The 11755-nt window shown below is 74.8% G+C and carries 12 protein-coding genes and 1 pseudogene; 7 read left to right on the top strand and 6 right to left on the bottom strand.

Translation table 11 applies throughout. The features are described 5' to 3' along the window. Window positions 1-603 precede the first annotated feature (603 nt). The 3 genes from ACW0Q9_RS23900 to ACW0Q9_RS23890 all read right to left on the bottom strand — a co-directional run bounded on the left by ACW0Q9_RS23900 (window position 604) and on the right by ACW0Q9_RS23890 (window position 1995). Window positions 604-852, bottom strand: a complete 249-nt coding sequence (locus tag ACW0Q9_RS23900; RefSeq protein WP_456184886.1) for an SCO4848 family membrane protein — start codon at window positions 850-852, stop codon at window positions 604-606. Window positions 853-893: 41 nt separating this feature from the next. Next, a complete protein-coding gene (locus tag ACW0Q9_RS23895; protein WP_456184888.1) occupies window positions 894-1454 on the bottom strand; it encodes an alpha-ketoglutarate-dependent dioxygenase AlkB in 561 nt (186 codons plus the stop codon). Between the two features lie 70 nt (window positions 1455-1524). Then, complete coding sequence (locus tag ACW0Q9_RS23890) at window positions 1525-1995, bottom strand: hypothetical protein (protein WP_456184884.1); 471 nt, start codon at window positions 1993-1995, stop codon at window positions 1525-1527. A 271-nt stretch (window positions 1996-2266) separates the two neighbouring features. On the opposite strand from ACW0Q9_RS23890, the gene ACW0Q9_RS23885 reads away from it, so the two are divergent. From ACW0Q9_RS23885 to ACW0Q9_RS23865, 5 genes are all read left to right on the top strand, one after another. Beyond that, on the top strand, window positions 2267-2707 hold the full coding sequence (locus ACW0Q9_RS23885) for a PRC-barrel domain-containing protein (RefSeq protein ID WP_456184882.1): 441 nt from the start codon (window positions 2267-2269) through the stop codon (window positions 2705-2707). An 85-nt stretch (window positions 2708-2792) separates the two neighbouring features. Beyond that, complete coding sequence (locus tag ACW0Q9_RS23880) at window positions 2793-2960, top strand: hypothetical protein (RefSeq protein WP_167364291.1); 168 nt, start codon at window positions 2793-2795, stop codon at window positions 2958-2960. An 88-nt stretch (window positions 2961-3048) separates the two neighbouring features. Beyond that, window positions 3049-4107, top strand: a complete 1059-nt coding sequence (trpS, locus tag ACW0Q9_RS23875; protein WP_456184880.1) for a tryptophan--tRNA ligase — start codon at window positions 3049-3051, stop codon at window positions 4105-4107. A 282-nt stretch (window positions 4108-4389) separates the two neighbouring features. Beyond that, window positions 4390-6108 carry an arginine--tRNA ligase gene (gene argS / locus ACW0Q9_RS23870; protein WP_456184878.1) on the top strand — a complete coding sequence of 573 codons (1719 nt, stop codon included), beginning with the start codon at window positions 4390-4392 and terminating at the stop codon, window positions 6106-6108. 48 nt (window positions 6109-6156) lie between these two features. Then, entirely contained in the window at window positions 6157-6639 is a 483-nt protein-coding gene (locus ACW0Q9_RS23865; protein WP_456184876.1) for a DUF6098 family protein, read from the top strand. A 32-nt stretch (window positions 6640-6671) separates the two neighbouring features. Here ACW0Q9_RS23865 and ACW0Q9_RS23860 read toward each other — a convergent pair whose 3' ends face one another. The 3 genes from ACW0Q9_RS23860 to ACW0Q9_RS23850 are packed head-to-tail and all read right to left on the bottom strand — an operon-like array spanning window position 6672 to window position 10242. After that, the gene (locus ACW0Q9_RS23860; protein WP_456184874.1) at window positions 6672-7775 is read right to left on the bottom strand and encodes an XdhC family protein; all 1104 of its coding nucleotides are present in this window, start codon (window positions 7773-7775) and stop codon (window positions 6672-6674) included. Continuing rightward, the gene (locus ACW0Q9_RS23855; RefSeq protein WP_456184872.1) at window positions 7768-8364 is read right to left on the bottom strand and encodes a nucleotidyltransferase family protein; all 597 of its coding nucleotides are present in this window, start codon (window positions 8362-8364) and stop codon (window positions 7768-7770) included. The genes ACW0Q9_RS23860 and ACW0Q9_RS23855 overlap by 8 nt, the downstream gene beginning before the upstream one ends. Continuing rightward, entirely contained in the window at window positions 8365-10242 is a 1878-nt protein-coding gene (locus tag ACW0Q9_RS23850) for an ATP-binding protein (RefSeq protein ID WP_456184870.1), read from the bottom strand. A 201-nt stretch (window positions 10243-10443) separates the two neighbouring features. Here ACW0Q9_RS23850 and ACW0Q9_RS23845 point away from each other — a divergent pair, with 201 nt between their 5' ends. After that, window positions 10444-11430 (top strand): DUF1702 family protein, encoded by a 987-nt coding sequence (locus ACW0Q9_RS23845; RefSeq protein WP_456184868.1) that lies wholly within the window; start codon window positions 10444-10446, stop codon window positions 11428-11430. 56 nt (window positions 11431-11486) lie between these two features. Further along, a pseudogene (locus ACW0Q9_RS23840) lies at window positions 11487-11755 on the top strand (RNA-binding protein); the annotation flags it as partial.

The raw sequence follows: 11755 nt of genomic DNA, 5'->3' as shown, positions 1-11755 counted from the left end.
TTCGTTCAACCCGCACCCGCCGCTCTCGCGCCGGGCACTTTTACTACGTTACCTCACCGTCTCTGCCGTGTCAAACCGTGTGTCCCGGTCTGTCATGCTTCGTACGGGTCGGCGCCCGCTGAACTCGCGCAGCGGCGAACCGCTGTGCTTGATCATCGGATTTGGCAGGCCGGCCGCTGCGGTGTCCCGCGAGCTCGCCCGGTGCCCTGCCGGTCGTCAACCTTACCCGGTCGGTTCCGCTCCACCAAATCCGCCCTGCGGCGTTTTCGGCGAGCCCCGCCCGGTCCGGTTCCGTGGAGGGTGCAACCTCTTCGGATCCGGTGCCATTCCCGGCTCGTGACCCCCAGGACCTTCGTCCCGTTTGCCCCGTTCCGCGCTGGCAGAGAGAAAGTTACGCGGGTTCGGGTTTGATCGTCAAATCCAGGGGCAGCGTCCCCCGTCACATCATCACCGCAGGGCTATCTTCCCTGCTCAACGACGCCAGGGCGGCGAAGTCCAAGGTCCGGTCCGGCCGGACGCCCCACGTAGAGGGGCGCAGCGCCTCGCATGACGTCGGCATTCCCGGCGGTCGCCGAGAACGCCGACGCAGCACCTGGGGGGCGCTCAGTCGGTCAGCCGGCGGCGCCGGGCCGTGAGCCAGCCCCGGACGCCGAGCAGCCCGACGGTCGTACCGATGGCGAGGGAGGCCGCGATGAGCAGCGCGTGCACCCAGAGGAAGCTGGTCGGGCTGCCGTCGCCGACCGTGCCGGCCCGCGGGTCGTTCCAGATGGCGACCGCGAACCTCGGCCAGATCACCCAGGTCCAGACCCCGACCCCGACCAGGAACAGCGACCAGCCACGCGACAGCACCATGGCTGGCCAGTATGCCAGCGGGACGTCGGCGCAGGCCGGGGTCAGGAGCGCGCGGACCGGAGCATGCGGAAGGTCAGCGAATACCGCAGCGCGGGCACCGGCGGGATGCTGTGCTGCCAGGCGGACCGGGCCGCCCCGGTCAGCACGTACCCCGAGCGGGGCGCCAGCTCCAGCTCGTACACCCGGCGGTTCTCCCCGCTGCCCCGCTGGAACCGCAACAGACAGGCGGAGCCCAGCGAGAGGCCGACGACGGTCGGCCCGAAGGCGGGCGCGTCGCGGTGCCAGCCGATGACGGAGTCCGGCGGATAGCGGGTGACCAGGGTCTGGGCGAGCGCCTCGGGGTCGACCCCGGCGAGCGCCGCGCACCGCTCGCGCACTCCGCGCAGCGCCACCGGCAGCGCCTCGGCGGCGGTGAGCTGGAACGAGCCGTAGTCGTAGTCGTAGCCGAAGTGCCGGACCGTGCGGCGGGCGATCTGCCCGTGCATGCGGACCTCGCGGAAGTCGAGCGCGTCGAGCGTGGTGAGCAGGGATCGTTCCTCGTCGTCGTCGACCAGGTCCGGCTGGTAGGTGAGCCCCGCCGGCCGCTCGTGGATTCCGCGCATCCTGCCCACCAGGCGAAGGTAACGGCGGGCCGGGCCGCGCGCCGCGCGAACCGGACCCGCCGCACGGTGGTCAGAAGCAGGTGACCGCCCCGCCGATCGCCGGGTTCGCCCGGTCGTGGTGGTGGACGACGCCGGCGGGGTCGGTCATCGACCCGCCCCAGATCGCGCAGCCGGCGCCGGCGAAGAGGTGGACCGGGCCGGCGGCGTAGCGCCGGCTGCCCTCGTCGACGCCGTGGGTGGTCCACTCCGGGTCCAGGTAGACGCGGGTCCCGGTGAGCGTGCCGACGTACGCGGACTTGAGGGTGACCGTGCAGCCGTACCCGGTGAACGGGTTGCGCAGCAGGTGGACGGTGCCGAGCCGCGCGCCGGTGGCGTCGTGGATCGGGTCCTGGTCGACGGCGATGAAGCCGGACCCGCAGAGCGCCTCCGGCGTGTACGGGTTGACCACCCCGGCCCGCGCGCCGGTGCCCGCCACCCCGGCCAGGACGGCCGCCCCGGCCACCACGATCCCGATTCGTCGAATGACCCGCTGCATCTGCATTCCCTTTCCTCGTGCCGACGGATGCCGGACCAGAATGGTGTGGCGCGTGGCCCGGTCGAATGTGCGCGGTGGACACTCCGGTTCGCGTACCGGTGTGCCGGGCGACTGCGGCACAGCCTGCCACCTGGGCTTACACGGCTCGGTCGATCGGCGGGCACCGATTATGAGCTATCTCGCAGATACGTTCACCGATGAATTCGGAATTGCATTCGTGTTTCCCGCATTCGACCGGCGGGCACTGTTTCGGCACGACGACACGGAGGTGGTCACCATGCAGCCGTTCAATCCGTGGGCCTGGCGGGACCCGTCCGCCCTCGCCGGCGGCTACGAGCAGACCCGCCCGGACGACGTGCCGCGGCAGCGGCCGACGGGCACCGACGGTCCCGACGCGCCCGGCCCGGGCACCCCGGTCGACCTCACCGGCTACCGGGTGGAGGCGACCGACGGCCGGATCGGCGCGATCGACGAGGCGAGCGAGGACGCCGGCGCCGGCTACCTGGTGGTGGACACCGGGCCGTGGATCTTCGGCCGGAAGGTGCTGCTGCCGGTCGGCACGGTGGCCCGGGTCGACCACCTGGCGCGCGTCGTGCACGTGGACCGCACCCGGGAACAGGTGAAGGAGTCGCCGGCCTTCGACCCGGACGACTTCGGCCGCGCCGACTATCGGGAGCAGGTGGGCAACTACTACGCCGAGAGCTACCGGCGGGGCTGACCAGGTGCGGAGACGCGCGGCGGCCGGCGGGCCGCCGCGCGTTCCGGTCTGCGCCGAGGGCGGTGGACGGGCTACCGTGTCAGGCATGGTCCGGCCGAGCACCTGCGCCCCGGAGACCCTCGACGGTCTTCCGGCGGCTGCCGCTCCGGTTCTCCCGGCCCGTGTCGACGACGGTCGGGAGCAGATCCTCGACGTCCTCCGTGCCGGTGGGCTGCGGTTCCGCGCCGGCGGGCGATGGCGGCGCTCGCACTGACGAGCCAATCCCGCTGATCCGGGCACGCCCCGGGTCGCTCCCGCGCGCCCGCGCGTCCTCCACCGAACTGCACGAGAGGCGTACCACCATGTCCGCAGCACGGATGCTCACCGGTGACCGCCCGACCGGGCGGCTGCACCTGGGCCACTACGTCGGCAGCATCGCCAACCGGGTGAAGCTGCACCAGCGCTACGAGAGCTTCTTCATCATCGCCGACCTGCACATGCTCACCACGCGTAACAGCCGCGAGGACATCGAGCAGGTCTCCCGCAACGCCCGCGAGATGGTCACCGACATCCTCGCCGCCGGCGTCGAGCCGGACCGGGCCACCTTCTATCTCCAGTCGGCGATCCCCGAGGTCGGCGACCTGAACACCCTGTTCCAGAACCTGGTCACCGTGCCCCGGCTGGAGCGGGTCCCGTCGCTCAAGGAGATGAGCCGGGACGCCGGCAAGGAGGAGATGCCGTACGGGCTGCTCGGCTATCCCGTCCTCCAGGCCGCCGACATCCTCTGCGTGAAGGGGCAGGTCGTGCCGGTGGGCAAGGACAACGCCGCGCACGTGGAGGTGACCCGGGAGATCGCCCGGCGCTTCAACCGCCTCTACGGCGAGGTCTTCCCCGTACCCGAGATGATCATGTCGGAGACGCCCACCCTGGTCGGCACCGACGGCGCCGGGAAGATGAGCAAGAGCAGGGGGAACGCCATCGCCCTCTCCGACGACCCGGCGACCGTGCGGCGCAAGGTGATGGGCATGTACACCGACCCGAACCGGGTCCGGGCCGACGTGCCGGGCACGGTCGAGGGGAACCCGGTCTTCGCGTACCACGACGTGTTCCACCCGGACCGGGCGAAGGTCGAGGAGCTCAAGGCGCGCTACCGGGCCGGCCGGGTCGGCGACGTCGAGGTCAAGGAGGAACTGGCGGGCGCGCTCAACCGGTTCCTCGACCCGATCCGGGAGCGGCGGGCCCGGTTCGAGGGGCAGCCCGGCCTGGTCGACGAGCTGATCTTCGAGGGCACCGAGCGGACCCGCGCCGAGGTGCGCCGCACCCTGGTCGAGGTCCGCCGGGCGATGGGCCTGACCAGCGCGTACACCCAGGTGCGGCGACGGGCCGAGCGCTACCGCAAGGCCGTCGGAACGCCGGCCTGACCTTTCGGGTACGCCGGCCGGCCGGCCCGGGTACGCCTTGCGCCGCCCCCGGGCCGGCCGGTTAGGCTGCTCGCATGACCAGCTCGCACGCGTTCCCGACGGCGTCTTCCGACGTCCTGTTCGGCGCGCTGCGACGCCGGCGGTCCCGCGACCGCCTGCGCTGAGCATTCCTCACCTGCGACCGGCGGATCGAGCCGCCGGTCATCGCCGATCGTCCTCGGTCCGCCCGCATCCCCATCCGGTGATCCGCGAGCGGCGGATCCGAGCGAGATCGGCGTACCCATGGATCTGGAGAAACTGCTGACCGACCGGCTGGCGCCGGCGTTCGCGACGGTGGCCGGCGAGCCGGTCGACCCGGTCGTGCGGCGCTCCCAGCGCGCGGACTTCCAGTCCGACGCGGCGCTGGCGCTGGCCCGGCGGATCGGCCGGCCACCGCGCGCCGTCGCCACCGAGGTGCTGGAGCGCGCGGAACTGGCCGACCTGTGCAGCGCCGCGGAGGTGTCCGGTCCCGGTTTCCTCAACCTGACCGTCGCCGACGAGGCCCTGGCCCGGCTGGTCTCCGCGCTGGCCGCCGACCCGCGGCTCGGGGTGCGGGAGGCCGCCGCGCCGGAGACCGTGGTGGTCGACTACTCGGCGCCGAACGTGGCGAAGGAGATGCACGTCGGGCACCTGCCCTCGACGGTGATCGGCGACGCGGCGGCCCGGCTGCTGGAGTGGCTGGGGCACCGGGTGCTGCGGGCCAACCACCTGGGCGACTGGGGCACACCCTTCGGCATGCTGATCGAGCACCTGGCCGACCTGGGCGAGGCCGAGGCGGCGCAGGAGCTGTCGATGGGCGACCTGGACTCGTTCTACAAGGCGGCCCGGGCCAAGTTCGACGCCGACGAGGCGTTCCGCGAGCGGTCCCGGCTGCGGGTGGTGGCGTTGCAGGGCGGGGACCGGGCGACGCTGCGGCTGTGGCGGCTGCTCGTGGAGCAGTCCGAGCGCTATTTCCTCACCGTTTACGACCTGCTCGACGTGACCCTCACCCAGCGGGACTTCCAGGGGGAGAGCAGCTACAACGACCTGCTCGGCCCGGTGGTCGAGGAGCTGGACCGGCTCGGGCTGCTGCGCGAGAGCGACGGCGCGGCCTGCGTGTTCCCGCCCGGTTCGGTGGGCCGGGACGGCGAGCCGCTGCCGCTGATCGTGCGCAAGTCCGACGGCGGGTACGGCTACCCGGCGACGGACCTCGCGGCGATCCGGCACCGGACCGGCACGGTGGGCGCGACCCGGCTGCTCTACGTGGTCGGGCTGCCGCAGCGGCGGCACTTCGAGATGGTCTACGCCGCCGCCGCGCAGGCCGGTTGGCTGGCCCCGCCCGCCCGCGCCGAGCACGTCGGGTTCGGTTCGATCCTCGGACCGGACGGGCGGATGCTGCGCAGCCGGGCCGGCGGGTCGGTGAAGCTGGTCGGGCTGCTGGAGGAGGCGGTGGCCCGGGCCACCGCGCTGGCCCGGGAGCGGAACCCGGAGCTGGACGAGGCGGAGGCGGCCGAGGTGGGCCGGGCCGTCGGCATCGGCGCGATCAAGTACGCCGGCCTCTCCATCGACCGGCACAAGGACTACGTGCTCGACTGGGAACGGATGCTGTCGCTGGACGGCAACACGGCGCCGTACCTCCAGTACGCGTACTCCCGGATCCGGTCGATCTTCCGGCGGGCCGGGGTGGCGGCCCGGCCGGAGGCGGAGATCTCGCTGGCCGAGCCGGCCGAGCGGGCGCTCGCCGTCGAGCTGGTCGGCTTCGGGGCGGTGGTCGGCGAGGTCGCGGAGAACCTGGAGTTCCACCACCTGACCGGGTATCTCTCCCGGCTCGCCGCCGCGTTCAGCGTGTTCTACGAGCGCTGTCCCGTACTGCGGGCCGACGAGCCGGTCCGGGAGAGCCGGCTCGTGCTCTGCGACCTGACCGCGCGGGTGCTCCGGCAGGGCCTCCACCTGCTCGGCATCCGCGTCCCGGAGCGGCTGTGACCCGGAAACGGGATGAATGGGTGCCGCCCGGCCGGGCACATGAGCGTCATGAGCGACGTGCGGGCGGGCGCCCTGATGCCGGTGGTCGACGACCTGGACCGGGTCGTCGCCCTGCTCCGGGACACCCCGCCGGACGAGGAGCTGTACGTCCGGTGGTCCCGGGGCCCGGCCGCCGACCTGCCGGACGGGCCCGGGTCGGCGCAGTCGAGCCGGGACGCCCTGACCGGCATCGAGCTGCCCGGGCTCTCCGCCAACCCGCTGGCCGCCGAGTCCTGGTGGGGTGACCGGCCGCTGCGGCTCTGGGTGGCCCGCCGGCTCTACGACTACTGCCACCTGCGGGACCTGCGTGGGCCGGGGGTGCGGCCCTGGGTGCTGGTCGGCGAGCAGTGCGGGCGCGGACCGGACAACGAGCCGCTGGTGCAGTGCCGGCGCCCGGTGGCCTGGGTGTCGGAACGGGCGCTGCGCGAGGCGCACCGGGCGGTGGCGGAGCAGGCGTCCACGGAGTGGGGACCGCTGCACCGGGCGGACTGACCGGTCCGCCCGGGCCATCCGTGGTGCGGCACCTAGACCCGGGCGTGGATGCTGCCGGACAGGGCGGAGAGCGGCGTGCCGCCACCGCCGCGGCGTACCGCCACGATCTCGGCGGCGATGCTGACGGCGGTCTCCTCCGGGCTCTGCCCGCCCAGGTCCAGGCCGATCGGGGCGTGCAGCCGGCCCAGCGCCGCCTCGCTCACCCCGGCCTCGCGCAGGCGGCGCCGCCGGTCCTCGGCGGTGCGCCGGGAGCCCATCGCCCCGACGTAGGCCAGCGGCAGGTCCAGCGCGTGACGGAGGACCGGCACGTCGAACCGGGCGTCGTGGGTGAGCACGCAGACCACGGTCCGCTCGTCGACCCGGCCGGCCGCGGCCTCGGCGGCCAGGTAGCGGTGCGGCCAGTCGACCACCACCTCGTGCGCCCGCGGGAAACGCCGGGCCGTGGCGAAGACCGGCCGGGCGTCGCAGACGGTCACCCGGTAGCCGAGGAACCGGCCGACGTGGGCCACCGCGGCAGCGAAGTCGATCGCCCCGAAGACCAGCATCCGGGCCGGCGCCGGATGGGCCACCACCAGCACGGACAACTCCTCGCCGGCCGGCCCGGGGCGGACCACGCCGGACCGGCCGGCGCGCAGCAGCGCCCGGGCCTCGGCGGCGACCACCGCGTCCACGGCCGGCGCGCCAAGAGTGCCGTGCCGGCCCTCGGCGGCCAGCACGATCCGACGGCCCCGCCGGCCGGGCGGACCGTCCACACAGGTCGCCACCGCCACCGGCCGGCCGGCGGTCAGTTCGTCGGCGACCAGGTCGAGCTGCGGGAAGCTCTCCCGGTCGACCCGCTCGACGTGCAGCTCGACGGTCCCGCCGCAGGTCAGGCCGGCGTCGAGGGCATCGTCGTCGCTCACCCCGAAGCGGACCAGCCGGGGCGTGGCGTCGGCGACGACCTCCCGGCACAGCTCGTAGACGGCCGCCTCCACGCAGCCGCCCGAGACGCTGCCGACCGCGCTGCCGTCCGGGCCGACCAGCAACGTGGCGCCCGGGCGGCGCGGGGCGCTGCGCCAGGTGCGGGTGACCGTGGCCATGCCGACCGGCGCGCCGGCTCGCCACCAGCGCAGCAGGTCGGGCAGGACGTCACGCATCCGGCGACCCCGGCGGCAGGTCCAGGTCGGCGTCGTCGGCCACGTCGGCGCAGGTGACCACCCGGACCTCGTGGCGGTGCGCCCGCAGGTAGGCGCGGGCGCCGGTGTCACCGACGGCCGCCGCCGCCACGCCGGGCCAGTGCCGGCGGCCGAGCAGCACGGGATGCCCCCGGCGGCCGGCCGGGTAGCCGGCCGTCACCAGGCCGTCGGCGGTGGCGTGCCGGCCCACCCGGCGGACCGCCGCGGCCGTGACGCCGGGCAGGTCGACCAGGAGCACCACGGCCGCCGGGGCGTCGGTGCCGGCCACCGCGGCCAGCCCGGCGCGCAACGAGGAACCCATCCCGCCGGGCCACTCCGGGTTGTCCACCACCACCGCGCCGGACAGGTCGGCGCGGGCCCGCACCTCGGCCGCGGCCGCGCCGAGCACCACGACCGTGGGCGCGCACCCGCCGTCGACCAGCACCCCGGCCGCCCGCTCCACCAGCAACCGGCCGTCGGCGTGCCGGACCAGTGCCTTCGGTCCGCCGTACCGGCGGCCGGCGCCGGCCGCCAGCAGCACGCCGGCCGGGCGGCCGGAGGGCCGGAACACCTAACCCGCCCGGCCGGACAGCGCGGGGGCGGTGCCGTACTGGCCCAGCTCGCCGGCGAGCAGCCGGGCGGCGAACTGGTGCACGGTGCGCAGCATCGCGTAGGTGGGGCGACCGGCGTGGTGGCGGACCGTGACCAGGGACTTGGCGACCAGGCCGTCGAGGACCACGCTGGTCCGCAGCCGCCACCAGGGGGCGGCGCCGCAGACCCGGTCGACCTCGTCGAGGCCGAAGAGCCGGGGCAGCGCGCCGAGCCGGACGAAGCACCAGCGCTCGGCCGGGGTGAGGCAGTCCAGGCTGCGCTGGAGGGCGGCGGAGAGCGAGGTCTGGTGGGCCGGCTGGCCCCGCCGGCCGGGGCGGCGCAGCGTGGTCAGCGGGTCGTCGAGCCCGCGCAGCAGCTCGTCCAGGCTCTCGTCGGCCATCCGGTCGGCGGCCAGCTCGACGGCGAGCGGAAGCCGGTCGAGCAGCCCGCAGATCACCGCCACCGTGCCGACCTCCTTGGCGCCCACCTCGAAGCCGGGACGCGCCTGGGCCGCCCGCCGGGCGAAAAGCTGCACGGCGGGCATTCCCCGCACGCCGTCCGGGCCGGTGCTGAGCGCCGGCAGCGGCGGCAGCCGCCACACCGACTCGTACGCCAGGCCGAGCGGCTCCCGCGAGGTGACCAGCGCCGACACCCGGCGGCCCACCTGCACGACGTCGTCGACCAGGCCGGCGCAGCTGTCGGTGAGGTGGTCCACGTTGTCCAGCACCAGGAGCAGGTGCCGGTCGGCCAGCATCCGGGGCAGCCCGCCCCGCTCGGGGCCGGGCAGCCGGAGCAGCCGGCGGATCTCCCGGGTGACGTCGTCGGGCGTACGGGCCGCGGCGAGGTCCACGGCGAGGACCCCGTCGGCGTACTCCGCGTGGGCCCGGCGGGCGGCGGCTAGGGCCAGTGCGGACTTGCCGCAGCCGGCCGGCCCGGCCACGGTGACCACCCGGTGGTCGGTGAGCAGCTCGGTCACCCGGACCAGGTCGCTCTCCCGGCCGATCAGCTCGGTGCCGCCCAGGCGCGAGCCGTGCCACGGCGGCCGGGGCCGGCTGACCACGCAGCGGGCCGGTGGGGCCTCCCGCCGGGCGGCGGTGGGGCCGTCCCGCAGCTCGCGGTGGGCGGCGGCCAGTTCCGGGCCCGGCTCGATGCCCAGCTCGGCGGCGAGCCGGGCGCGGATCTCGGCGAACCGGTGCAGGGCCGCCGCGCGCCGGCCGGTGCGGGCCAGCACGGTGAGGTGCCGCGCCTGCACCGCCTCGTGCAGGGGCTCGGCGGCGGCGAGGTGCTCCGCGGTGGCCAGCACCTCGGCCGGCCGGTCCAGCTCCAGGCCGAGGGTGACCAGGTCGAGGCAGGCGGTGACCCATTCGCGGCGCAGCGCGGCGACCGCCTCCTCGCCGGGCAGCAGGGCCCGCAGGTCGCCCAGCTCGGGGTCGGTCCAGATGCCGACGGCCGCGACCAGCAGCTCGAACGCGGCCGACCGCCGGTCCCGGCGGACCAGCTCCCGGGCGGCCTCGGTGAGCCGGCGGAACCGGGTCAGGTCGACCTGGTCGGCGTAGAGCTGCAACCGGTACGCCCGGGGCGAGGAGGCGATGACGTTGGTCCGGGCGTGCCGTGGCGCGCCGGGTTCCAGCGCCCGCCGGAGCCGCGCCACGTAGGTGTGCAGGAGGTGACCGCCGCTGGGCGGGGGATTGTCGCCCCAGAGGGCGTGGGCGAGCGTGCCGACGGGGATGTTCTCGCCCACCTGGAGGGCCAGCAGGGCGAGCAGGGCGCGTTGCTTCGACGGGCCGAGATCCACCGGGGCGGTGCCGTCGTGGACCTGGACCGTGCCGAGCACGGTGACCGACAGCTGACGTTTCACGGGACCGGTGATCCTTCCAGTCGCTCGTCTCCCCCGCAGCGTAGGCACTGCGGCGATCACTTTCCAGACATGGATCGTTGCGGGGCGTGAGCGTCCCACTATATGCGCTTCAAGAATGCTGCATACCGCTCGTGTCAGGCTGCTTCATGTTTGCCACCCCCGGTGTGGAACTTGCGCCGGGCGCAGACCAAGGGGGAGCACATGACATCGACGCTCACGTGGAACGGAGTGCACCAACCCGGCGGCTGGCGGAGCCGGCTGGCTCTCGGTCCGGACCTGGTGGACTTCGCCGAGCGGGGCTTCCGGACCGACCGACCGGAGACGAGAGCCGTCCTGGAACGCGCCGCCACCGCCTTCCTGGACGGCTACAACCGGGGCCTCGACACGCCGTACGGGCAGCCGACCACACTGGACGGAATACCCGCTGAGCTGCGCGGATTTGCCGCCGAGGGGGCCGGGATGTCGGCCGTCCTGCTGGATCGGCTGTCCCCGCGGCGGCACGGCCGCTTCGCCGCCCAGCTACGCGGACACCCGCGCCACGACTATCTGCTGCACGTCGGCGCGGGCTGGGCGCTGGCCAAGCTCGACGCCATCTCGGCCGGTGCGCTCGGGCGGCTGGGCCGGCTCGGCTCGGAGAACGGCCTGCTCCGCTGGCTGGCGTACGACGGCTATGGCTTTTTCAAGGTCTTTTTCGTCAAGGATCCGACCCTCGCCGGCTGGCGCCGACACCGGAAGCCGTGCGACCCGACGTGCGCCATCCGCTACCAGGGACTGGGCCGCTGCATCTGGTTCCGCGACTGCGGGGACCCGGCCGCCCTGGCCGAGCGGATCGGCGGCCTGCCCGCCTCGCACCGCGGCGACGTGTGGAGCGGCGTCGGCCTCGCCGCCACGTACGCCAACGGGGTTCCGCCGGACGACCACGCCCTGCTGCTCCGGCTCGCCGGCCACCACCGGCCGGCCCTGGCCCAGGGCGCTGCGTTCGCGGCGGAGGCCCGCCGGGCGGACGGCACGGCCGGCCCGGCGGTCGACGCCGCCGCGCGGACCCTGACCGGGGTGTCCGCGGACACCGCCGCCGAGTGGACCTGGCAGGCCCGGCACGGCCTGGACCGGGCCGGCGCCACCCCGGCCGACTACGGCGAGTGGCGTGCCCGCGTCCAGCGGCTCGCCGCCCGGCACGTCGCCGGCTGAGCGGGCGCCCGCCGCCGTCCGCGCCCCATCCGCTGAACCTGCGACAAGGAGCTTCCATGCCCAGTCCCCATCGTGCCCGCAGGATCATCGCCCCGCTGCTGGCCGTCCTGATCGCCACCACCCTCGGGCTGGCCTCCCGGCTGCCGGACGCGAGCGCCGCCGACCGCCGGGCGCTGGCCGGGCGGTTCGCCTTCGAGGTCGGCGACCTGAACGGCGACCCGGCCGGCGCCCGCACCCAGCGGACCGTCGAACCCGCCCTGGAGCACCTGCGGGCCTGGATCTCCTCCGTCGGCGCCGGGGCGGCGCTGGCCGACCTCGACGGGGA

This window comes from Micromonospora sp. I033, assembly GCF_053890995.1.
The sequence above is the reverse complement of the archived record's forward strand: the minus strand, read 5'-3'. Positions and strand labels throughout refer to the sequence as shown.